Genomic DNA, 23,605 nt, shown 5'->3' with positions numbered 1-23,605 from the left:
TCACCAGCCCGACGCGGTGTAGACGACGGCACGGACGGACTCCGCGCCCCAGGCGAGTTCGCGCAGCAGGGCGGCGGCGCCCTCGTCGGGGTCGATCAGCTTCACCCCACGCCGGGCGTACTCGCGCCCGAGCGCCGGGCTGACCATGCCGGTGTGGCCGCCGGTCGGCGCCCACGGTCCCCAGTGCACGGTCAGCGCCCGGTTGCCGGTGCGGTCCGCCCAGTCGGCGCCGAGGCTCTCCAGGGCGTCGTTGGCGGCGGCGTAGTCGGCCTGCCCGCGGTTGCCGAGGACGGCGGAGATGCTGCCGAACAGCACCGCGAAACCGGGCCCGTTGGGCAGTTCCTCAAGGGCGGCCAGCAGCGTGGTCGCGCCGGTCGTCTTCGTGCCGTAGACCCGCTGGAAGGACTCCGGGGTCTTCTCGGCGATCAGCCGGTCCTCGATCACCCCGGCCGCGAAGACGACCCCGTCCAGGCGGCCGTGGTCGGCGTGGATCTCCTTGACGGCCTGGAGTGCGGCGTCCCGGTCGCGGAAGTCCGCGGCGCGGTAGCGCGCCTCGCTGCCGAGCGCGGCGAGTTCGTCGAGGGTGGCGGTGATCTCCCGCTGGGCGAGGATCAGTTCGGTCGCCCGGTTGACCTCGGCGGGCTTGAGTCCGCCCTTGGCGGCGAGGGCCGCGCGGAGTTCGGCGGGGGTACCGGCGGACGCGGTGTCCGGGGCTTCGGGACCGGTGGGCGCGGGGGTCCGGCCGAGCAGTTCCATACGGCACCGGCAGGCGGCGGCGAGGCTCGCCGCGAACTTCGCCGTGATGCCCCGGGCCCCGCCGACCAGCAGCACCACGGAGTCCCGGCCGAGGCCGAGCGCGGCAGCCTCGGCGGCCCCCTCCCCGGCCGGTCCGGCGCCGGTGCTGCCGAGCGGGCCCAGCGGCACCTCGGCCAGCTCCAGCCCCTGTCGGCCGGCGGCCGTACGCATTACGACAGGAGCCGGTTCCGGTGCGAGCAGCTCGGCGAGCAGCGCTTCGGCGACGGCGACCGGTTCGGTGTCCGCGAGGGTCACGACCCGGGCGACGGTGTTTGGGTACTCCCGGGCGACGGTACGGAACAGCCCGTGCAGCCCGGCCGAGCGGGCCGCGTCCTCGCCCTCGGCGGGCCGGGCGGCCAGCAGCCAGCGCGGGCCGCGCGCCAGGGCGGCCCGCAGCACGGGGAAGGCGTCCGGCAGCACGGGCGTGTCGCTGCCGGGCAGCGCGCCCAGGTACAGCACCCCGTCCGCGGTTCCGTCCGCCTCGCCGAGCTGATGATCCGGGCCGAAGGTCATGCACTGGGCGCCGCAGGCGGAGAGCCGTTCCGCCAGCTGGGCGCCGTCCCCGAGGATCACGAACCGCTTGCCGGACAGCAGGGCGGCCGGGCCGGCCACGGCCTCCGGCTCAGCCAGCGCGACGGGACGCATCTCGAACCGCTTCGGCGCCTCGCCCGGGGGGATCTCCTCAGCCGCGGCGGCCCTGAGCGTCGACGCGGGTACGCCCGGGCCGGGCACAGGCTCCGATGCGGTGGCCGCGGCCACCGGCTGGGGCGCGGCGCCCGTCCGGTCAGTGGTGCCGCCGGTACTGATGGCCGTCTCCTCCTGCCGCTCGCCGGTGTCGACCCGCGCCTTCAGCCATCCGGTGACGGCCGCGGCCGTCCGCGCCTTGGCCAGCTCTTCCAGCTCGCTGTCGTCCAGGGTCTCCGCCCCGCCCGCGATGCCGAGCCGCTTGGCCAGCTCCCCGGCGATCTCGGCCCGTTTGATCGAGTCGATGCTCAGGTCCGCCTCCAGATCGAGGTCGGGCTCGATCATGTCGACGGGGTAGCCGGTCCGCTCGCTGATGATCTCCAGGACGACCCGCTCGACGTCGGTGTCCGCGGCCGCCGCCACGGCGGGCGCGGCCGGCCCGGCCACCGGCTCCGGCTGGGACACGACGATCTCAGCGGGCGCGAGAGCGGGGACGAGAGCGGGCGCGAGCTGCTGCGGCGCCACCGGCGCGGCAGGCACCGCCCCCGGTGTGGCCCCGAAGTAGGTGAGCAGCACATCGCGCTGCGCGGCGATCATCTCCCGGCTGGTGCGCAGGAATTCGGAGATCAGCGCGTCCCGGTCGGCCGGGGCGCCGTGCGGCTGGTTCGTCGTCACAGTCGTCTCCACGACTCGTCGGGCCGGTGCGAGGGCACCGGGCAGGAGGTCTCCGCTTGCGGTGCGCACGAGCTGTCCGTCGACCGTCCAGCCGGGCCGCTTCGGCACCGGGGTGCGGACCGCGTCCACGGCGTCACGGCCACGCAGCAGCCAGGCGGTGCGTACCGGTACCCCGGCCGCGGCCAGCCGGGCGAGGGCGTCGAGCCAGCCGCGCAGCCCGCTGTCGGCACGGGGTTCGCAGGCCACGGTGGTGTACGGCCGGTCGCCGAGGATCTGCCCGACGAGCCGGGTGAGGACGGTTCCCGCCCCGGCCTCGACGAAGAGGCGGGCCCCGGCCTCGTACATCGCCTCGATCTGGGCGGCGAAGGCGACGGGGGAGCCGATCTGGGCGGCGAGTTCGGCGCGTACGGCACCGGGATCCGGCGGGTAGGGGGCGGCCGTGCGGTTGGACCACACCGGGAACTCGGGCGGTCGTACGGCCGTCTCCGCGAGGACCTCCGCGAACCGGTTCCCGGCACCGGCGACGACCGGGCTGTGGAAGGCGCAGGCCACCGGGATCCGCTTGGCGCCGAGCCCGCCCTCGCGCAACAGCCTTACGGCTTCGGTCACTTCTTCCGTCGGGCCGGAAATGACGCTCTGCTTGGGCGAGTTGTGGTTGGCGACCACGACCGAGTCCGGGACTCCGGCGGTGCGCAGGGCGCGCTCGACGTCCTCGGCCGCGGCGGACACGGCGGCCATGGTGCCCGGTTCGTCGCCCGCGGCCGCCAGGATCGCGGCCGCCCGTTCGGCGCTCAGCTCCAGAAGTGTCTCGGGGGTGAGGGCGCCGGCCGCGCTGAGGGCGACGAGTTCGCCGTAGCTGTGTCCGGCGGCCATGTCGGGGCGGACCCCGGCCGCCGTCAGCAGGGCGTGGGCGGTGAGGCCGGTGATGCCGAGGGCGGGCTGGGCGGCCCGGGTGTCGGTGAGGGCGCTCCGCTGGCGCTCACGGGCGGTGTCGTCGAAGGCGGTGGGCGGGTACAGGGGGCCGGCGTGGGCCCGGCCGAGCTGGAGGTAGTGCTGCAGTTCGGGGAAGGCGACGAGGATGTCGGCGAGCATGCCGGGGCGCTGGCTGCCCTGGCCGGGGAAGAGGAACGCGACCTTGGCGTCGGTGTCCGCCCGGGGGGCGGCCGGGTGAATGCCGGCGGCCGGTTCGTACTCCCCCGCGAGAACCCGGCGCAGCTGCCCGACGAGCCCGGCGACGTCACTGGCCACCACCGCGGCCCGCACCGGCTCGTGCGAGGCGTCCGAGCGGCGGGCGGCGGCGAGCGCCAGGTCCCGCAGCCGCCAGGGCCCTGTCTCGGCGGCCCGCAGGATCTCCTCGACGCCCCGGTGAGCGGCCTTTTCGTCGCGCCCGCGGAACAGGAACAGTTCGGCGGGCCAGACGTCCAGCCCCTGCTCCGGCGGTACGACGCTGTCGTAGGCGCCCAGCACCACATGGAAGTTGGTGCCGCCGAAGCCGAACGCGCTGACCCCGGCGATCCGTTCGGCGGCCGGGGCGGCCCACGGCCGGGCCTCGGTGTGGAAGGCGAACGGGCTGTCCTCTTCCTTCCAGGCCGGGTTGGGCCGGTCCAGGTGCAGGGTGGGTGGCTTGACACCGGTGTGCAGGGCGAGGGTGGTCTTGATCAGCCCGGCGAGTCCGGCGGCGCACTTGGTGTGCCCGATCTGGGACTTGACCGAGCCGAGCGCGCAACTGCCCCTCTCCGCACCCGCTTCCGCGAACACCTCACTGAGGATGGCGAGTTCGGTGCGGTCGCCGACGACGGTACCGGTGCCGTGCGCCTCCACCAGGCCGACCTGCGCCGGGGAGACACCGGCGTTGCGGTACGCGCGTAGCAGCGCGGCCCGCTGCCCCTCGGGGCGCGGGGCGGTCAGGCCCAGGGAGCGGCCGTCGCTGGACGAGCCGACTCCCTTGATCACGCCGTAGATGCGGTCCCCGTCGCGTTCGGCGTCGGCCAGCCGCTTGAGGACGACGCAGGCCACGCCCTCGCCGAGGGCGATGCCGTCGGCGGAGCCGTCGAAGGCGCGGGAGCGGCCGGTCGGCGAGAGGGCGTGCACCGAGGAGAAGAGGACGTAGTCGTTGATGCCGTTGTGCAGGTCGGCGCCGCCGCACAGCACGACGTCGCTGGTGCCGGCGGTGAGTTCCTTGCAGGCGACGTCGACGGCGGCCAGCGAGGAGGCGCAGGCGGCGTCCACGGTGTAGTTGGCGCCGCCCAGGTCGAGGCGGTTGGCGATCCGCCCGGAGATGACGTTGGCGAGCATGCCCGGGAAGGAGTCCTCGGTGAGCCTGGGCAGCTGCTCTTCGAGACCGTCGGGGACCTTGCCGTAGTAGGAGGGCAGGACGGCGCGCAGGGTGGCCGCGTTGGAGAGGTCGCTGCCGGCCTCGGCGCCGAAGACCACGGAGGTGCGTGAGCGGTCGAACTTCCGTCCCCGGCTGCCGTATCCGGCGTCGTCCAGGGCACGCCGGGCGGCCTCCAGGGCGAGCAGCTGGACCGGTTCGATGTGGCCGAGGGAGGCGGGCGGGATGCCGTAGCCCAGCGGGTCGAAGGGGATGGGCGGCAGGAAACCGCCCCACTTGGAGGTGGTGTTGCCGTCGGCGTGGTGGACGGCCGGGTCCCAGCGCTCCGGCGGGACCTCGGTGACCGCGTCGTGTCCGGCGACCACGTTGGCCCAGAAGGTGGCGAGATCGGGGGCCTGCGGGAACATGCCGGCCATGCCGACGATCGCGATGTCCAGCGGTGCGGGGGCGGGCGGTTCTTCCTGCGGTTCGGGTTCCGGCCGCCGCTGGACCAGGAAGTCGGCCGCGCCGTCGGTCACGGCGTGGTGCAGGGCGGCCACGGTGGTCGTCCCCGAGCGCAGCACGGCGACCTCACCGGCCATGAACATGCCCTCGTTGAGCTGGCGTTGCTCGTCCACGGGTGCCAACTCGCCGCCGTCCACACGGTCGACGCCCTTGCTGGCGATGCGCAGCCGGCCGACGTTGAGCCGCTCCAGCTCCTCCCACAGCCGCCGGTCCGGCACCCCGTTCGCCCGCAGTTCCGCTTCGCGTCTGTGGTAGTCGAGGGTGAACGGACTGGGCACGCAGCGGGTGGCGTGGCCGGGCGCGGTCTCCAGGAGGGCGGTCGAGGCGGCCGCCATGACCTGGCGCTGGAAGAGGGGCTGTATCGCGCCCCGGTCCACGGCCTCCCCGGTGAAGAGGTAGGCGGTGCCCATGAGCAGGCCGACGGCGGCGCCCCGGGCGGTCAGCGGCGCGGCGAGCGCGGCGACCATCGCCGCGGAGCGCTCGTCGTGGATGCCGCCCGCGAAGAACACCTCCAGGCCCTCGACCTCCGGGAAGTCCTCCAGTACGGCGAGTTGGGCCTCCCAGAGCGGAAAGCTCGCCCGCGGCCCGACGTGACCGCCGCACTCGGAGCCCTCGAACACGAACCTGCGGGCGCCGGCCTCCAGGAACTGCCGCAGCAGCCCGGCCGAGGGGACATGCAGGAAGGTGCTGATCCCGGCCCGCTCCAGCGCCTCCGCCTGGGCGGGCCGACCGCCCGCGATGATCGCGTGGCTGGGCCGCAGCTCCCGTACGGCTTCGAGCTGGGCACTTCTGAGCTCCTCGGGTGCGAAGCCGAGCACGCCGACGCCCCAGGGCCGGCCGTCCAGCGCGGCCTTGGCCTCGGTGAGCATCTCGCGGGTGCGGGTGCCGTCGGCGAGGGCCAGCGCCAGGAAGGGCAGCGCCCCGTCGTCGGCGACGGCCGCGGCGAAGGCGGCCCGGTCGCTGACCCGGGTCATCGGGCCCTGGGCTACGGGCAGCCGGGTGCCGAGGGCGCGGCTCATGGCGGAGGTGCCGGGCCGCAGCGCGTCCGGGGCGGCGCCGGCGCTCTCCCGGATCGCCGCCGTCAACTCCCGTAAGGTCCGTCGGACATCGCCCCACCGCTCGGCGAACCGGGCGGCGAGGAAGCCGTCCTGTCCCACCGGCAGCAGCTGGGTGCGCAGGTCCTCGGCGCCCAGTAGCACGGCGACCGCGGCCGGGTCCTCGGCGGGCGGGCGCACGGCGTCCGGGCCTCGCCGGTGCAGTACCCGGTGACCGGCCACGACCGCCGTCTCTGAGCCGTCAAGGGAGCGCAGTACGGCCGCCGTCGCCTCGGGCAGCCGGGACTCGGCGAGCAGGGCCAGCTGGCTGTCCAGGACGACCCCGGCCGCGCCGCCGGCCACCGCGGCCGCCGCGGTACGCGGCCCAATGCCTCCGCAGGCCCACACCGGAACATCCAACTCCGGTGCCTCGAGCAGCTGTTGGAGCAGTACGAAGGTGCTCAGTGCGCCGACCCGGCCGCCGCTCTCGGCACCCCGGGCGATCAGCCCGTGCGCTCCGGCCGCGACCGCCTCGTACGCGCCGGCCAGATCGGTCACCTCGGCCAACGCACGACTGTCAGAGGGGAGTTGTTCGGCGGTCCAGGGGGCGTCTACGGCCAGGATCACCGTGTCGGGTGCCGGGCCGAAGTCCTGCGGGGTGAGCGCGCAGCCGGGGGCGACCCGCACACCGTACGGCGCCGGCGCCGCCCGGGTCAGTCGGGCCAGCGCCTCCCGGGTTCTTCGGTCTCCGCGCCCCAGGTCGAGGACGCCGAGTCCGCCGGCGGCGCAGACCGCTGTGGCGAGCCGGGCATCGGGTTCTCCGAAAGGGGTGATGCACATGATCAGGTCGACGGCACGCACAGGGGACGTCATGATGCTCCGAATAATCGGGAGGACAGCACGGTGGGGGATGTGTGCGGCGGAAAGCTCGGGGTGAGGCCCCCGGAAACTAGCGAGTTCATTACTCGCGGGTCAATAACGGAACGGCCCTATCACGCCCGGTGGCATTGATTCGGCCAGCCGGGGGAATTCACCGCAAGAGCCAAAAATCCGAGCAATCCACTGCACCGGAACGGCCGTCGAACCGGTGGAGCACTGGCGTCACACCGCCACAAGACCGTCAAAGCGCCCCGGTCATTCACCCGGCACTCACCCCGGTGCAACACACCGTGCGGCCGCGCCGAGCTCTGTAAATTCCGGATGACTTCGGCCCGCTGGCTCGATCGTGGCACACCGGAAACGCACGGCCGGCATCCCTGCACGAAGCCTGCACCAACCCTGACCCAAGCCTGACAAAAACCTGTCCCCAAGTGTATTACTTCACATGAAACACACGACGGGGAAAATCCTTGTAAACCCTTGAAGTAAAGCGGCCGGAGAGCCTTCGCCCGCCGACCGCCCATTGACATCGATTCAGTGATCTCAGCCGCTCACCCGTGCGCTGGTACGCAGCCTCAGGTCGCCCGACGATGCGCCCACCCAGACGGTGCGCCGCCCGGTGCCGAGCGTCCAGCGATGGCGGCGTGCGTCCCACGACGACAGGGTGCGCGCGGCGACCCGCAAGGTCACCCGCCGCCGCTCCCCCGCCCGCAGCACCAGCCGCCGGAATGCGCCCAACGCCCTTACCGCCTGGTCGAGTCGGAGGTCCGGTGAGCGTCCGACGTACACCTGCGGCACCTCGATCCCCGTCCTGCGCCCGGTGTTGTGCACGCTGAACGTCACCTCCAGGCCGCCGCGCGTCCAGCGCGCCTGAGCGTCGGAGTAGGCGAAGGAGGTGTACGACAGCCCGTGCCCGAAGGGGAAGAGGGGCCGCACGCCCTGCGCGTCGTACCAGCGGTAGCCGACGTGGATGCCCTCCGAGTACTCCTCGGTGCCGTCGACGCCGGGGTAGCGGCGCGGGTCCCCGGCGACCGGGTGGTGGTCGTCGTCGACCGGGAAGGACTGGGTGAGGCGCCCTCCGGGGTCGCTGTCGCCGAAGAGGACGGCGGCGGTGGCGGCCGCGCCCTCCTGGCCGGGGTAGTACATCTGGAGCACGGCTCCGGTGTCCGCGAGCCACGGCATCGTGGTGGACGACGAGGTGTTGAGGACGACGGTGGTGCGCGGGTTGGCCGCGGTCACCGCCCGGATCAGCTGCTCCTGGCGGCCGGGCAGGGCGAGGGTCGTACGGTCGAGGCCCTCGGTGGCGTCCTCGTACGCGAACAGCACGGCATGGCGGGCGGCACGAGCGGCACGCACCGCGTCGGCGATGTCCTGCGCCTGGGTCGCGCCGGTGGTCCGGCGCAGCCGGAACAGCAGGCCCGAGTCGCCGCCCGCCGCCGTGATCTTCAACGCGTGGGTGCCCCTGGTCAGTTGGAGTGTGGCGCGGCGCACGCCGAGGCCGTCGGGGGCGACGGCGACGAGCCCGCCGGAGAAGTACTCGCCGTATCCGGGTGCGATGGGGAACAGGTCCTCGCCGTCCAGCAGGACCGTGGGTCGGGCGATGGCCGCGGACGAGAAGTGGAGGACGAACGTCCACTCGTCGGCCTCGCCCACGGTGAGCGTGCCGTCGTACTCCCAGTTCTTCCCGGCGGCGACCTGCTGCCCCTCGCTGTCGAAGGCGGGGCTGAGGGCGGACGTGGGGACGGCCTTGCCGAACAGGTCCTCGCCGAGGGTGTAGGTGACCGTGCCGCGGGCGCGGGCCCTGATGGCGTCGAGGGGACTGTCGGCGCGGTCGGGGATGACATGGGCGCTGCCGCCGCCGCTGACGAAGGGCAGCGAGCCGGTCGGTCCGATCACCGCGACGCTGCCGCCGTCCAGGGGAAGAGTGCGGCGCTCGTTGCGCAACAGGGTCGCGCCCGCCTTGGCGACCTCCAGGGCCACTGCCGCACCCGCCTCGGCGTCGCGGTCGGGGCGCGGCGGTGCGCTGCCGTCGAGGAGGCCGAAGCGGTCCATCACCGCGAGGATCCGCCGCACCGGCCGGTCGACGTACTTCTCGGCCACGCTGCCGTTCCGCACCGCCGACCTGAGGGCCGTACCGAAGTACGTCCCGTCGGGCATCTCCATGTCGAGGCCGGCGGTGATCGCGTCGACCGTGCTGTGCGCGGCGAACCAGTCGGTCATCACCCAGCCCCGGAAGCCCCACTGGTCGCGCAGGATGTCGGTGAGAAGGGTCTTGTCCTCGCAGGCGAAGGTGCCGTTGACCTTGTTGTAGGCGCCCATGACGGCGCCGGTGCCGGCGTCCACCGCCGCCTCGAAGCCGCGCAGCTCCATCTCGTGCATCGTCTGTTCGCCGGCCTGCACGTCGATCGAATTACGGTCCTTCTCCTGGTTGTTGAGGGCGAAGTGCTTGACGGTCGCGATCAGGCCCTCGCCCTGGATACCGCCGATCTCGGCGGCGACCAGATCGGAGGCGAGCAGCGGATCCTCGCTGAAGGTCTCGAAGTTACGGCCCGCGTAGGGGGTGCGGATGAGGTTGACCATCGGGGAGAGCAGGACGTCCTGGCCGAGGGCACGGCCCTCACGGCCGATCACCTGGCCGTAGCGGCGGGCCAGTTCGGGGTCGAAGGCGGAGGCGAGCAGGACGGGCGCGGGCAGGGCGGTGGCGTGCTCGGTGATACGGACGCCGGCCGGGCCGTCGGCGAGTCTGAGGGGCGGGATGTCCAGCCGGGGGACGCCGGGCACATAGCCGGCCTGGCCGAGCGAGTCGGGGTCGGTGGCCCCGTGCAGCAGGGAGATCTTCTCGTCCAGCGTGAGTCTGGCGATCAGCCCCTCGACCCGGGGGCCGGCCCCGGCCTCGGGTCTGCCGGCCGCCGCGGCGGACGTGAGCGGGACGAGTCCGCCGGTGGCCGCGGCGGCGACCGCGATGGCGCCGGCCGTCAGTCGCAGGGCGGATCGTCGGGAGACGGTGTCGGACATGAGCCGTCACTCCTTCGGTGTGCGGGCACGACGATGTGAACCGCGAAGGCGCGCCCGGGCGCCCGGACCGCGTTCGGCCTGTGAACGCGACAACCGCCACCCGACCTTGACGATCCGTCAACCGCACCACCGGCGCGTCGGAAACGTAGATCCGGTGGTGACTCGTGTCAACGATCTGAACAGAAAACGGCCCGGCGCCGACAAGAACCGAAAACGGAGGGCCACTTCACACCGTGGCCCTCCACTGCTCGAAACCGCTCGAAACCCGCCCGCCTGCTAGTGTCCTGCGCCAGAGATCCGTCGGCAGAGACGGGCGAGGGAGTCGAGGATCTCTTCGGCGGTCTTGGTCCAGATGAACGGTTTGGGGTCTTGGTTCCAGTCCTTGACCCAGGCGCGAATGTCGGCTTCGAGGGCCTGGATGTTCTTGTGTGCGCCGCGGCGGATCATCTGGTGCGCGAGGTAGCCGAACCACCGCTCGACCTGGTTGATCCACGAGGAGCCGGTCGGGGTGAAGTGCAGCTCGAACCGCGGGTGTTTGGCCAGCCAGGCCTTGATCGCAGGGGTCTTGTGGGTGCCGTAGTTGTCCACGATCAGGTGGATCTGCAGGTGGGCGGGCACCTGCTTGTCGATCCGGATCAGGAACTTCTTGAACTCCGCGGCCCGGTGCCGACGGTGCAGAGCCGTGATGACTTCGCCGGTGGCGACATCGAACGCGGCAAACAAAGTGGTCAGGCCGTTGCGGACGTAGTCGTGGGTGCGCCGCTCCGGCATGCCCGGCATTATTGGCAGCACAGGCTGGGACCGGTCCAGCGCCTGGATCTGCGACTTCTCGTCCACCGAGAGCACCACCGCACCCTCGGGCGGGTTGAAATAGAGGCCGACGACGTCGTAGACCTTCTCCACGAACAACGGATCCGTCGACAGCTTGAAGGTGTCCGCCAGATGAGGCTTGAGCTGGAACTGCCGCCAGATCCGGCCCACAGTCGACTTCGACAGACCGCTGTGCTGCGCCATCGACGTCCGCGACCAGTGGGTGGCGTTCTTCGGCAGCTGTTCCAACGTGGTGACCACGACCGCTTCCACCTGATCGACGCTGATGGTGGGCGGCCGGCCCGGCCGGGGCTCGTCCACCAGGCCGTCCAGCCGCTGGGCGAGGAAGCGCCGCCGCCACTTGCGGACGGTGTCCGCGGTCACCCGCAGATCTCGGGCGACCGCAACGATCGGCGGTACTTCCGGCCCCGCACACGCCAGCACGATCCGCGCCCGCAGGGCCACGGCCTGGGACGATGTCGCCCGACGCGTCCACCGCTCCAACACCGCCCGCTCATCATCAGACAGCAGCAACGGCTGCAGCTTGGGGCCCCGACGAGGAACTGACGCACCAGCAGTAGAAGTCACACACCAACTAACGATCAACTACTGGCGCAGGACACTAGCCGAGCAGGTTCCCCACCCCGCTCACGACACCCGTCACCGTGGCCGGCACGGCCTCCAGGACATCGTCGGCCGTTCCGGCGAGCGTTGCGACGGGCTCGGGCGGCTCCTGCGGCTCGGGCGGTACGACCGGGGTGGGGCCGTCATGGGAGCCGATCTGCGCGACCCGTGTGCTGTAGGTCTCCTGTGGCTTCCCGGGCGTCTGCTGCGGATCCACCGGATCGGGCGGGGACGCGGGAGCATCCGACCTGTCGTCCTTCTTCGGCCCGGGTGGCGCGGAGGGCATGGCGTCCGGCGTCACCGGCTCGCCCCCGCCGTCCGACGCCAGCTCCCATCGCTGCGTGAACGACCCGTTCCGCCGGGCCACGGCCACCCTCGTGCCGTCCACGGCCAGCGCGAGGTCCTTGTCCCAGCGCAGCAGGAGTTCACCGCGGACCGTCAGGTCGTAGGACACCTCGCCCGCGTGCACCAGGCAGCCGGCGACCACGACACTGTGCGCGCCGGGGTCGGCGGCGAGACAGAGGGCGGGGTCGAGCGCGCTGCGCAGCATGCCGTCGTCCTGGTACGACCACTGCTGGGATCCGCCGCCCGAACACTTGCCGAGCCGCAGGTCCGCGTCCACCCGCACCCGGCCGCCGCGCACGTCCAGGCAGAGCCCGGAGTCGAGGCTGCGCAGTCTGCCCTGGGCGATCTCGACGGGCTCGCCCGCGGAGGCCGGGGACGGGGACGTGGCAGCGGGCGGTTTCCGGTCTGGGCCGGGCCGGGTGGTGTCGGCGCTGGCGGCTCCCCAGGTGGTGACGCCGGGCTGCGGGACACCGTTGTCGTCGGACCAGCCCTTGGCCACGAGCACGGTGGCGAGCAGCGCCAGGGAGACCAGGCCGACACCGGCCGCGACAGCCTTGCGCCGGCTGCCCTCGGACACCGTGCGGTGCCGGCCGCCGAGCACCGCGGGATGCTCGGGTTCGGTGGCGGCCGGCCAGGCCTCGACGGCGCCGTGGCCCAGCCGCGAGTCGAGATAGCGGCGGGCGCCCCAGCCGAGCACGGTCTCGGCGAGCAGGACCTCCAGGCCGCCGTCGAAATGGCTGAGTTGTTCGGCGGCGTGCCGACAGTACCGGCACACCATCAGGTGCTGTTGCACATCGGGGAGCAGAGAGCCGCCCCGGCGAATGGGGACGTCCAGGAGACGGCTGTAGAAGCGGCATTCCTTCGAAGGCGCGAGTTCCCGGTGGGCGCGTACCAGGCCGGTCCGGAATTGTTCACGGGCCTGGTCGAGGGCGGCCGTCGCGGTAGGGGTGTCGACACCCAACAGACCGGCGGGTATGTTTATGGGTTCGGCTTCGACCTCGGTGTGCCAGAGGAGGCATTGCGAGGCTGCGGGAAGAGCTTGGAAAGCACGTTCCGCGAGTTGCCGTCTTTCCGGAGTGCCCGGTCTTGCGGCGCTGAGTCCACGGCCGCCGGTGGTTTTGCGCAGTTCCGGTACGACCACGGAAATGGCCTCGTCGGCGGCCCAGGCGCGGACCGTCTCCCGTACGGCCACGAGGAGCTGCGGACGCAGGGCGCCGCCGACGGCGCCCCCGGCCAGCCGGCCGAGCACCCGCTCGAAGGCGGCGCTGGCGACCAACTGCGCGACGGGCGTGGCGGAGGCGAGGCAGACGACCGCGTAGTCGCAGGTGGCGCGCCAGTGCCGGGTGAGCAGCAGGGCGACGGCACGATGCCTGGCCGCGGGGGTTCCGGTGAGCTGGGCGATGAGATTGCGGTCGGACTCCCCCGGGGTCGAACCGGGGCGAGGCGGGTAAGGCGGGCGTGGGGGGTAGGGGGATTGCACTGAACCATTTCCTTCCGAGCCGCAGGACGGCATGCGAAATGGCGCCCTGACGGAATGCGGTGCCTGATTGGTGCGTACCTTTTAGAGCCCATAAGGACCGGCCGAACGGCCATACCGGCCTCTGGACCCTCCCGCGGGGAGGCTCACCTTCGCACACGCGCCTCACAGGAAACAAGAAGTGGGGGTGACCCAAGTTCAAAGTACCGGGAATTCAGATAAGTTACCGTCGGTATCAGGATTGGATTCAGCGGGAGCGCAGGTTCAACTTGTGTGCGCCGCGGGCCCGGTGGCACACGAAATCTTCAACTCCCGCACGGCCACGGTCACCGGTGGCGGAACACGGCCTTCCACAGCCGTCTCCCACGTTTCTCTCGGCCTGTTCTCATCCCGGTCGGCCACCATGTGCCGCATGGCCGCCCCCCACACCTCCCCCACCACCACATCCCCCCCGGTCGGTGCGCAAGGCCGTCGTCCCTGCCGCCGGACTCGGCACCCGTTTCCTGCCCGCCACCAAGGCGACCCCGAAGGAGATGCTGCCGGTCGTCGACAAGCCGGCGATCCAGTACGTCGTCGAGGAAGCCGCCAAGGCCGGGCTCGACGACATCCTCATGGGCACCGGCCGGCACAAGCGGGCCATCGAGGACCACTTCGACAACGCCTTCGAGCTGGAGCGGGCGCTGGCCGCCAAGGGCGACACCGTGCGCCTGGACGCCGTACGCGATCCCGCGCGGCTCGCCGACATCCACCACATCCGCCAGGGCGACCCGCACGGCCTCGGCCACGCGGTGCTGTGCGCCAAGCACCATGTGGGCGACCAGCCGTTCGCCGTGCTGCTCGGTGACGATCTGATCGACGCGCGCGAGACCCTGCTCAGCCGGATGCTGGACGTCCGTGACCGCTTCGAGGGCAGCGTGGTGGCGCTGATGGAGGTCGACCCGGCGCAGGTCCACCTCTACGGCTGCGCCGCCGTCAAGCACACCGGCGAGGACGGCGTGGTGCGGGTGACCGGCCTGGTGGAGAAGCCGCCCCCGAAGGACGCGCCCAGCAACTACGCGGTCATCGGCCGCTATGTCCTCGACCCGGAGGTGTTCGGCGTCCTGGAGCGGACCGCGCCCGGCCGGGGCGGCGAGATCCAGCTGACGGACGCGCTGCAGGAACTGGCCGCGGGCGGCACGGTGCACGGGGTCGTCTTCGACGGACTGCGCTACGACACCGGTGACAAGGCCGACTATCTGCGCACGGTGGTGCGGCTCGCCTGCGAACGCCCTGATCTGGGGCCCGAGTTCACGGCGTGGCTGAAGGAGTTCGTGACCGGTCTGGAAAGGAACGGGGCCGAGCGGAACGAGAGCCGCGCCGCCTGAACGGCCCCCTGTGAAGGACGGGGTGAGGGTCCGGCGGCCCTCGCCCCGTCCGGCGTTCTGAAGGTCGGTCAGGCGTCGGGGCGCAGCGCCCGGACGACCGTCACCTCAACCGATCAGCTGTTGGGACGCAGGGTCCACACAACCGTCATCTCGCCCGTGACCGCGCCGTCCTCGCGGGTGATGGCGACGGCGACCGGGAACTCGGGGCGCTTGCCCTCGTCGAGTTCGGCGACGACGTCGGCGATCGGGCGGCCCAGGGTCGCGGTCGCCTTGACCGGGCCGAGAGCCACCTTCTTGTAGGCGATCTCGGCGCTGACGGCGAGCGGCACGGCCCGGGAGAGCTGGTCACCGAAGGCGGCGAGGACGATCGCGCCGCTCGCCGACTCGGCGAGGGTGAACATCGCGCCCGCGTGCGGCCCGCCGATGTGGTTGTGGAAGTCGCCCTGGTCCGGCAGGGACAGCACGGCCCGCTCCGGCGTGGTCTCCAGGTACTCCAGGTTGAGGGTCCGCACCATCGGGACCGTGGCGGCGAGCATCTCGCCGATCGACATCTGGTCTGTGCTCATGACGGTCATGTTACTTACGAGTAGCAGAGTCTGAACAGTGCCGGTGCGATGATCGTCGTCATTGTGGGCGGACCGATTGTGGGCGGACCAGTCGGGGACGACCCGGACGGCGGCCCGGTGTCGCGGGCGTTCGCCGGTGCCAAGGGGGTACGGCGTCGCGGGCGGCACTAGGGTTACGAGCCATGTGGCCAGAACAGCAGCCGCCAGGGGGCGAGCAGTACCCGCGGAACAACCCGTATCAGCAACCGGGTTATCAGCAGCCGAATCCGTACCAGCAACCCGGATACCAGCAGTATCCGCAGCAGGGCGGGTACGGGCAGCAGCCGCAGTGGGGTCCGCCGGGACCCACCGGCGGGCCGCGGGCACCGCAGGGCGGGGGCGGCGGCAACCGGACGAAACTCGTCGCGATCGTCGCGGCCGCGGCCGTCGTCGTGGCGGCCGGGGTGACCGGGTTCCTGGTGCTCGGCGGCAAGAAGGACGACAAGGCGGACAGCGGAAAGGACCAGCGAGCGACCCAGTCGCCGACGCCGTCGCCGACCGCGTCCGCGTCCGCCTCCACGGACGACAACCCGCGCGGCGAGGAGACCGAGAAGCCGACGGTCGCGGGCTGGAAGACCGTCGTGAACCCCAAGTGGGGCACGGCCTTCGACGTGCCGGCCGGCTGGGAGGTCCTGACCCCCGGCACGTCCATCGGCTTCGAGGACAAGGACGGCAAGCCGATCATCACCATGTCGGGGGCCGCCCAGTACCGGTCGAAGTGGTGCACTGGCGACGACGACAAGGACGGCAGGACCGAGGACACGGCCCTCGCGGGGGTCGGCACCAAGGGCGAGAGCGGTGCGAAGAGCGGGGGTGACGCGGCCGTCCGGGAGGTCCCCTGGTGGGTGTACGGCGGCTACACGCAGCCGGACAAGAAGAGCATCACCTACGACAAGAAGGCCACCGCCTACACCACCGCGTCCGGCCTCAAGGGCGCCTACGCCTGGGCGCGTTCGGCGAACACCCCGCAGAAGGGAAAGTGCGCGAGCGACGGCAAGGCGATCACGTTCGGCTTCGAGAACTCGGCCGGCGACCTGGTGTCCTGGGACTTCTACGGCGCCAAGGGCGTCAACGGCGAGGTCCCCACGGCGACGATCATGAAGGTCCTCAGCACGGTCCGGCTGCACGGCACCCCGACCGGGAACTGACCGGACGAGGGGGGCCTGAGGCCCGCCAAAGGGTTTGGCAAGCCGGACCCCCGGCAGGAATAGTCAGGCGGTGACCTCCGCCTCCGACGCCCCCGGCACCCCCGCCCGCCTGCACAGACCCGGCTGGGCGGCCCGCAACTACAGCCTGCTGACCGCGGCGGCGGTCGTGACGAGCCTGGGCGCCAACGGCTCGCTGGTCGCCGCCGCGTTCGCGGTCCTGGACGCGGGTGGCGACGGCGGGGACGTCGGTCTGGTGGCCGCCGCCCGGACCCTTCCGCTGGTGCTGTTCCTGCTCATAGGGGGCGCGGTCGCGGACCGGTTCCCCCGCCACCGGGGTGATGGTCGCGGCCAACTGCCTCAACTTCCTCTCCCAGGGCACCTTCGCCGTCCTGGTGCTCGCGGGTGAGCCGCGCCTGTGGCAGATGATGCTGCTCACGGCACTGGGCGGCACGGGCCAGGCGTTCTTCAGCCCGGCGGCCGAGGGCATGCTGATGTCCTCGGTGAGCGGGGAACAGGCAGGCCGCGCCTTCGCCGTGTTCCGGATCGCGATGCAGGGCGCGGCCCTCGGCGGCGCGGCCCTCGGCGGTGCGCTGGTGGCGGCGGTGGGCCCCGGCTGGGTGCTGGCGGTGGACGCGGCCGCGTTCGTGTTCGCCGTCGCCGGGACACTGCGCGCGTTCCTCGACGTCAGCCACATCCCGCCGCGCGCACCTGGCGAGGGGATGCTGGCCGACCTCCGGGAGGGCTGGCGGGAGGTCATGGGGCGCCCCTGGCTGTGGGGCATCGTCGTCCAGTTCTCGATCGCGAACGCGGTGATGACCCGCTGGAAACCCCGCCGGCCGCTGTTCGTCGGCACCCTCTGCGTCTTCCCGCTGGCCCTGCCCTCGGCGGCGCTGGCGGTCCCCGTCCCGGTGGGAATCCTCTACGTGGTGATGTTAGTGTCCGGGACCGTGGTCGAGGTCTTCGGCGTCTCCTGGATGACCGTGCAACACCTTGGTGAATGTCACCGTGTGCGCTGGGCCTCGCCGTGGTTCCTCAGCCCAACTAGAAGCTGTCCGACGGGCCTTGGGCACACCGTGCGCAGACGGCAACGGAGCCGTACGGAGATTGCCTGGCCCCGGCATGGTCAGCCGCCACTGGGTCCAGCGACAATGTGAGCATCTTCGGGCCGGCGTTACTCGCGTTCCGAACTCTTGCGATCGGAGCGGAGCGACACCATGGCATGGGTAGTAGGAACGGGCGCGTTCTTGGGGCTGCTGGCGATCGCATTGGGAATCGTCACGCTCCGGACAGGGTGGATCCTGCCCACAGCGCGCCGCCACGTCACCCGGCCTCAACTCCACGGTCTTGGTGCCCTGCTTATGGGCATCTCCGTCGTTCTGCAGGGAATCCTCTACTTTCGAGTCCTGCCGAGCGTTTCCTGGGAGGCTCGCTTCTTCGGTGGGAACGCCCTCCTGCTTGCTGGGCTGCTCCTGATTGCCCTCAGCCAGCTGCTGCCGCTTCGCCGAAGCCGGGATCACACCGATCCCTCAGGCGTCTCAAAGACGTAGGCTCTGTCGTAAGCGGGTGGCGACGGCCCGAGAGGTCTTGCGCCGGTTGATCGTCCGCTCAACCTCGTTGCGGCGTTTACGAGGTTGAGCTCGATTGCGGGTAGGGCGCCGTGATCTTGGTACTGGCGGTCATTGCCTTTCTGCGGGCTGTCTTGTGACCGGTGGGACGCTGGGCGCATGATGACCGCGTGAATGACTGGATGCGTGCCCGGAACGGTTGGACGATCCTTCTGATGTTTTGGGGGGTCACGCTGACCGCCGGGCTGCTCGGGGAAGCAATGTCGCGGATGGTCTTTGAGCACCACCCCACGCCATCGGTCACTTCGAACCTGCCTTGGGTGGTGGGCGGCTCTCTGTTTATGGCCCTGGGCGGCACCGTTGGTGTTCTGCGGCGGCGTCGGCGGCAAGGCTGACGAGCACCGGCAATGCCGGTTCCCGCGGTCGGGATGTGGTGGGGGCTCCGCTCATTACACTCCTACCGTGAACAACATACGATGCACCCAATGCGGTACGGAGGGGCTGGAGTCGGGCTTCGTCGAGGACGGCGGATCACAGGCTCGCGGGTACACGCGGTGGATCGCGGGCCCCCTTAAGCGAGGCCTTGTCGGCTTTGCCGTCGATACGAGGCGCCGACTGAAACGGCAGATTGATGCGTACCGTTGCCCCAGCTGCGCACACCTGGAACTGTTCGCTACCGGGGAGAACTAGCGGCGTGGTACACGAGCAACGGGAATGGCCGTAACGTGACACGAGCCGTGCGGGGTGGGGAGATTTTGACGTCTTTCCTGGCCCGTACGACTTCGCTGTCATCGTATCTGCACCGGCATCCCGAGCCGTCGACGCGGCACGCTCACCGCCGAGTTGACCGGCCCGGCACAAAGGCGCTGACGCACTGATCCCGTCGTCACGTACAGCGACGCGCGTCACTTCGGGTTTGTCACCCGTGTGCATGTGCTGGTTGATCGTGCTGCACCAGGAGATACCCGAGGAGAAGCTCTCCCGGGTCTCGGCGTACGACTGGTTCGGCTCCGTCTCCCTGCTGCCGCCGGCGACGGCGCTGGCGGGCCCCGCGGAGGACGCTTTCGGCCGGGCTCCGGCGCTGTGGGGCTGCGCGGGCCTGGTCGTCGCCGTCACGGCCGTGGTCCTCCTGGTACCGGACGTCCGCAACCTCACCCGCCGCACGGTCACGGTCACCGCACGGCCGACGCCGACGTCACCCGATGCCGAACGTTCCGCCGGGGGGCTCGGGTGACGGCACGGCGTCCGCGTCCCCGACCGGCCCGGCCGCGCCGACGAACCGCCGCAGCGCGGGCCCGTGTTCGACCCGCGCCGGAAAGGCGTCGGCGGCCGTGCGCCGGGCCAGCCCGCCGGTGTCGACGGGCCGGTGCGAGGCGATGAGCACCGCGTTCCCGAACCGTCGCCCGCGCAGCACCCCCGGCTCGGCGATGACCGCCAGTTCCTCGAACAGGGCCGCGAACGTGGCGAGTTGGGAGCGCAGGAAGTCGAAGGGGGCGGAGTCCGCGAGATTGGCCAGGTAGACCCCGTCGTCCCGCAGTACCCGCTCGGCCTCCCGCGCATAGCCCAGCGAGGTGAGGTGCGCGGGGATCCGGGACCCTCCGAAGACATCGGCGATCAGGACGTCGGCCGAGTCACCGGGAGCGCCCTCCAGCCAGCCCCGGGCGTCGGCGGCATGCAGGGCGATCCCGGTGTGGTCCGGCAGCGGCAGATGCTCGGTGACCAGGTCCAGCAGCCCCCGGTCGGCGTCCACGACGTCCTGCCGGGACCCCGGCCGGGTCGCCGCCACATACCGGGGCAGCGTGAGGGCACCCCCGCCGAGATGCAGCACGTCAAGGGGCGCCCCGGTCTCCGCCAACGCGTCCAGCACATACCCGAGCCGCCGGGCGTACTCGAACTCCAGATGCGTCGGCGCGTCGAGATCGACGTACGACTGGGGCGCCCCGTCGACGGTCAGCAGCCAGGCCCGCTCCCGGTCGACGTCGGGCATGAGCTTGGCGGTGCCGTGATCGGTGACCCGGACGACGGGTATGGCTTCGTTCACGCCTCCATTGTGCGATGCGCATGCTTACCAGGGGCGCGGGGCTTTGTCGATATGCGGCCCGCTGAGTGGGGGACCGCGACCAGCCCCCACCGGCCCGCGGTCCCCCACTCACCCACGACCTCACTCCACCGAGGTCACGGTCCCCGCCCCCACGGTCCTGCCACCCTCCCGGATGGCGAACCCGAGCCCCGCCTCCAGCGGCACGTCCCGCCCCAGCTCCACGGTCATCTCCACCGTGTCCCCGGGCCGGGCGACCGCCACGTCGCCGAGGTCGACGTCCCCGACCACATCCGCCGTACGGATGTAGAACTGCGGGCGGTACCCCGTCGAGACAGGGGTCGTACGACCCCCTTCGCGTCCCGACAGCACATACACCCGCGCCGAGAACCGCCGGGCCGGTACCACGCTCCCCGGCGCCGCCACCACGTGCCCGCGCCGTACCGCGTCCCGGGGCACCCCCCGCAACAGCAGCGCCACGTTGTCGCCGGCCTGCGCCTCCGCCATCGGCTTCCCGAAGGTCTCCAGACCTGTGACGACGGTGTCGACGTCCGCGCCGAGTACCTCGACCCGGTCGCCGACCCGGACAGTCCCCCGCTCCACGGCACCGGTCACGACGGTCCCGCGCCCGGTGATGGTGAGCACGTTCTCCACCGGCAGCAGGAACGGCGCGTCCAGATACCTCTCCGGCATCGGAACGTACGTGTCCACCGCGTCGAGCAGCGCCTCGACGGACGCCGTCCACCGCGGGTCCCCCTCCAGGGCCTTGAGCCCGGAGACCCGTACGACGGGCACGGAGTCGCCGCCGTAGCCCTGCGCGGTGAGCAGTTCACGGACCTCCAGCTCGACAAGGTCGATCAGTTCCTCGTCGCCCGCGTCGGCCTTGTTGAGCGCGACGACGATGTGGTCGACGCCCACCTGCCGGGCGAGCAGCACGTGTTCGGCGGTCTGCGGCATGATGCCGTCGAGCGCGGAGACCACGAGGATCGCCCCGTCCAGCTGGGCGGCCCCCGTCACCATGTTCTTGACGTAGTCGGCATGGCCCGGCATGTCCACATGCGCGTAGTGCCGGGTGTCGGTCTCGTACTCGACGTGCGCGATGTTGATGGTGATGCCGCGGGCGGCCTCCTCCGGGGCCCGGTCGATGCGGTCGAACGGCACGAAGGTGCCGGTGCCGCGCTCGGCGAGGACCTTGGTGATGGCGGCGGTCAGGGTGGTCTTGCCGTGGTCGACGTGGCCCATCGTGCCGATGTTGAGATGCGGTTTGGTGCGGACGTATGCCGTCTTGGGCATGGCTCTACCTCGAAGCCTGAACTGCGGTGATGCGTCTCAGCACGAGACGCGGGGACCCCGGGGAACCGGCCGACCCTCCCCCTGCGGGGTCCGCCGGACGATCCGGGGAGGGTCAGCTTCGGGCGCCGTCGACGGCGGCCAGGAGAACGGGCACGGCAGCCTTCGGCGCATCCGCGGCTGCGGATGCTGCGAGGAGGAAGGCGTACCGGAACATGACGCAGATCATTGCCGATGCGTCGCCCCACGTCGAACGGTTTTCCGTGGTGCCGGTTTCGCCCAATGGACAGGAACCATACGGCGATCACACATCTCCGTCGGCTAGTGTCACGGAATGCTCGATGCCAACCGCTCTGGCACCGCCACGGCCGTTCCCCCGGCCGCCGCCAAGGAGCTGACCATTGCCATATCCAGTCCGGTGAGTTTCACCGCGCGCTGCACGAGAGTGCTGCTGTCGCCGTGGTCCCGCCTGGCCCTGCTCGTCGCCCTGCTGGCGGCGGCCGCGTCGTCGGTGCTGCTCTTCGAGCCGCAGAAGCTGATGACGCAGGGCTGGCCGCCCCAGGTCGAGGGCGCCACCGCGGTGGTGATCTTCGCGGTGGCGTACGGCGTGATCACGGTGGCGTTCGTGCCGCGACCGATCCTGAACCTTGCTGCAGGCGCCCTGTTCGGCTCGGTGCTGGGCATGGGCGCGGCCATGGCGGGCACCCTGCTCGGCGCCTGGATCTCCTTCGCGCTCGGCCGGATGCTCGGCCAGGACGCGCTGCGCCCGCTGCTGCGCGGTCGGCTGCTGAAGGCGGCGGACAACCAGTTCAGCAAGCACGGCTTCCGCTCGATGCTCGCGGTACGGCTGTTCCCCGGCGTCCCGTTCTGGGCCGCGAACTACGCGGCATCCGTCTCCCGTATGCGCTACGCGCCGTACCTGCTGGCGACGGGGCTGGGCTCGATCCCGAACGTCGCCGCGTACGTCGTGGCAGGCGCCCGGGCCTCGACACCGACGTCACCGGTGTTCCTGATCTCGGTGGCGGCGATCGTGGTCCCGGCGGTGGCGGGTGCGGTGGTGGCCTGGCGAAAGCGCCACCATCTGCGCGGCCCCCGGTAGCGGCAGCGCCGCGCACGGGGCGCGGGCCCGTGTTGAATGTGCGGCCACCACGGGGTGGGCGCGACCCGGCTCGACGGCACGGCAACTACGAGACAGCGCCCGCACCCCCCCGATCCGTTCTCAGACCGCCTCCAGAATCATCGCGTTGGCCAGCCCACCCGCCTCGCACATCGTCTGCAGCCCGAAGCGAGCGCCACGCTGCCGCATCGCATGTACCAGTGTCGTGGTCAGCCGGGTCCCGCTAGCCCCCAGCGGATGCCCCAGCGCGATGGCCCCGCCGTGCACGTTGACCTTCGCCAGATCAGCCCCGGTCTCCTGCCGCCAGGCCAGCACCACGCTGGAGAACGCCTCGTTCACCTCGAAGAGGTCGATGTCTGCGAGGCCCAGCCCGGCCCTGCGCAGCACCTTCTCCGTCGCCGGGATCACGCCGGTCAGCATGAGCAGCGGGTCGGAGCCGGTCACGGCGAACGCGTGCAGGCGGGCCAGCGGGCGCAGCCCGAGCCGCGCGGCGGTCTCACCGGCCATGATCAGCACGGCGGAGGCGCCGTCGTTGACCGGGCTGGCGTTGCCCGCGGTGACGTTCCACTCGATCTGCGGGAAGCGCTCGGCGAACCCGGGGTCGTAGTAGGCGGGCTTGAGCCCGGCGAGGATCTCGGCGGTGGTGCCGGGCCGTACGGACTCGTCACGGCCGAGCCCTTCCAGCCCCGCCACCTCGGCGTCGAACAGCCCCGCATCCCACGAGGCCGCGGCCTTCTGGTGCGAGGAGACCGCGAACGCGTCCATCTCCGCCCGGCTGATCGACCACTTCGCCGCGATCAGCTCGGCGCTGATGCCCTGCGGGACCAGGCCCTCCGGGTAGCGGGCGGCGACTCCGGGGCCGAAGGGGTCCTTGCCGGGCGGCACGTTGGACCACATCGGCACCCGGCTCATCGACTCGACGCCACAGGCCACGACGATGTCGTAGGCCCCGGACATGACCCCCTGCGCGGCGAAGTGCACGGCCTGCTGGGAGGAGCCGCACTGGCGGTCGACGGTGGTCGCGGGGACGGTCTCCGGGAAGCCCGCCGAGAGCACGGCGTACCGGGTGGTGTTCATGGCCTGCTCGCCGACCTGGTCGACGGTGCCGCCGATCACGTCGTCGACGAGGGCCGGGTCGACACCGGAGCGCTCGACGAGGGTGCGCAGGGTGTGGGCGAGAAGCTCGACGGGGTGGACATGCGCCAGGGACCCGTTCGGCTTGCCCTTCCCGACGGGGGTGCGTACGGCTTCGACGATGACTGCGTCACGCATCACGGGGACCTCGATTGCGAGTCTCGATTACC

Annotated in this window: 12 protein-coding genes and 2 pseudogenes; 6 read left to right on the top strand and 8 right to left on the bottom strand. The window is 71.6% G+C overall.

The genetic code is table 11. The features are described 5' to 3' along the window. The 4 genes from ABTY98_RS19415 to ABTY98_RS19400 all read right to left on the bottom strand — a co-directional run bounded on the left by ABTY98_RS19415 (position 1) and on the right by ABTY98_RS19400 (position 13,177). Positions 1–6,897, bottom strand: coding sequence for an SDR family NAD(P)-dependent oxidoreductase (locus ABTY98_RS19415; protein WP_352222137.1), 6,897 nt, complete (start codon positions 6,895–6,897; stop codon positions 1–3). Between the two features lie 549 nt (positions 6,898–7,446). Further along, positions 7,447–9,918: a beta-glucosidase family protein gene (locus tag ABTY98_RS19410; RefSeq protein ID WP_352222136.1), complete on the bottom strand. Its 2,472-nt coding sequence runs from the start codon at positions 9,916–9,918 to the stop codon at positions 7,447–7,449. A 276-nt stretch (positions 9,919–10,194) separates the two neighbouring features. Continuing rightward, entirely contained in the window at positions 10,195–11,316 is a 1,122-nt protein-coding gene (locus tag ABTY98_RS19405; protein WP_352222135.1) for an IS630 family transposase, read from the bottom strand. Between the two features lie 34 nt (positions 11,317–11,350). Beyond that, positions 11,351–13,177, bottom strand: coding sequence for an RICIN domain-containing protein (locus ABTY98_RS19400; RefSeq protein WP_352222134.1), 1,827 nt, complete (start codon positions 13,175–13,177; stop codon positions 11,351–11,353). Positions 13,178–13,632: 455 nt separating this feature from the next. Between ABTY98_RS19400 and galU the strand changes: the two genes are divergently transcribed. Further along, a complete protein-coding gene (galU, locus tag ABTY98_RS19395; protein ID WP_352222133.1) occupies positions 13,633–14,538 on the top strand; it encodes a UTP--glucose-1-phosphate uridylyltransferase GalU in 906 nt (301 codons plus the stop codon). 113 nt (positions 14,539–14,651) lie between these two features. Here galU and ABTY98_RS19390 read toward each other — a convergent pair whose 3' ends face one another. After that, entirely contained in the window at positions 14,652–15,089 is a 438-nt protein-coding gene (locus ABTY98_RS19390; RefSeq protein ID WP_352222282.1) for a DUF4442 domain-containing protein, read from the bottom strand. A 197-nt stretch (positions 15,090–15,286) separates the two neighbouring features. On the opposite strand from ABTY98_RS19390, the gene ABTY98_RS19385 reads away from it, so the two are divergent. The 4 genes and pseudogenes from ABTY98_RS19385 to ABTY98_RS19365 all read left to right on the top strand — a co-directional run. After that, a complete protein-coding gene (locus ABTY98_RS19385; RefSeq protein WP_352222132.1) occupies positions 15,287–16,291 on the top strand; it encodes a DUF8017 domain-containing protein in 1,005 nt (334 codons plus the stop codon). Positions 16,292–16,361: 70 nt separating this feature from the next. Beyond that, positions 16,362–17,280 (top strand): annotated as a pseudogene (locus tag ABTY98_RS19380) (MFS transporter); the annotation flags it as partial. A gap of 746 nt (positions 17,281–18,026) precedes the next feature. Further along, entirely contained in the window at positions 18,027–18,251 is a 225-nt protein-coding gene (locus tag ABTY98_RS19375) for an EGFR-like transmembrane domain-containing protein (RefSeq protein WP_352222131.1), read from the top strand. Positions 18,252–18,793: 542 nt separating this feature from the next. Then, positions 18,794–19,090: pseudogene (locus ABTY98_RS19365) on the top strand (MFS transporter); the annotation flags it as partial. On the opposite strand, the gene ABTY98_RS19360 reads toward ABTY98_RS19365, so the two are convergent. Further along, entirely contained in the window at positions 19,052–19,897 is an 846-nt protein-coding gene (locus tag ABTY98_RS19360; RefSeq protein ID WP_352222129.1) for a spermidine synthase, read from the bottom strand. The pseudogene ABTY98_RS19365 and the gene ABTY98_RS19360 sit on opposite strands and share 39 nt — an antisense overlap. A 120-nt stretch (positions 19,898–20,017) precedes the next feature. Then, on the bottom strand, positions 20,018–21,187 hold the full coding sequence (tuf, locus tag ABTY98_RS19355) for an elongation factor Tu (protein ID WP_352222128.1): 1,170 nt from the start codon (positions 21,185–21,187) through the stop codon (positions 20,018–20,020). 331 nt (positions 21,188–21,518) lie between these two features. On the opposite strand from tuf, the gene ABTY98_RS19350 reads away from it, so the two are divergent. After that, positions 21,519–22,283, top strand: coding sequence for a TVP38/TMEM64 family protein (locus tag ABTY98_RS19350; RefSeq protein WP_352222127.1), 765 nt, complete (start codon positions 21,519–21,521; stop codon positions 22,281–22,283). A gap of 120 nt (positions 22,284–22,403) precedes the next feature. On the opposite strand, the gene ABTY98_RS19345 is transcribed toward ABTY98_RS19350, so the two are convergent. Then, entirely contained in the window at positions 22,404–23,573 is a 1,170-nt protein-coding gene (locus tag ABTY98_RS19345) for a thiolase family protein (RefSeq protein ID WP_352222126.1), read from the bottom strand. Positions 23,574–23,605 lie beyond the last annotated feature (32 nt).

This window comes from Streptomyces sp. NPDC096040 (genome assembly GCF_040303265.1).
Classification (GTDB): domain Bacteria; phylum Actinomycetota; class Actinomycetes; order Streptomycetales; family Streptomycetaceae; genus Streptomyces.
This window is presented reverse-complemented; position numbering and strand designations above follow the sequence as displayed.

What these genes read in the sequence shown, in the direction of transcription:
- ABTY98_RS19350 (WP_352222127.1), top strand. Translation starts at nt 21,519, where the DNA reads ATGCTCGATGCCAACCGCTCTGGCACCGCCACGGCCGTTCCCCCGGCC.
- ABTY98_RS19415 (WP_352222137.1), bottom strand. Translation starts at nt 6,897, where the DNA reads ATGACGTCCCCTGTGCGTGCCGTCGACCTGATCATGTGCATCACCCCT.
- ABTY98_RS19385 (WP_352222132.1), top strand. Translation starts at nt 15,287, where the DNA reads ATGTGGCCAGAACAGCAGCCGCCAGGGGGCGAGCAGTACCCGCGGAAC.
- ABTY98_RS19410 (WP_352222136.1), bottom strand. Translation starts at nt 9,918, where the DNA reads ATGTCCGACACCGTCTCCCGACGATCCGCCCTGCGACTGACGGCCGGC.
- ABTY98_RS19390 (WP_352222282.1), bottom strand. Translation starts at nt 15,089, where the DNA reads ATGTCGATCGGCGAGATGCTCGCCGCCACGGTCCCGATGGTGCGGACC.
- ABTY98_RS19345 (WP_352222126.1), bottom strand. Translation starts at nt 23,573, where the DNA reads ATGCGTGACGCAGTCATCGTCGAAGCCGTACGCACCCCCGTCGGGAAG.
- tuf (WP_352222128.1), bottom strand. Translation starts at nt 21,187, where the DNA reads ATGCCCAAGACGGCATACGTCCGCACCAAACCGCATCTCAACATCGGC.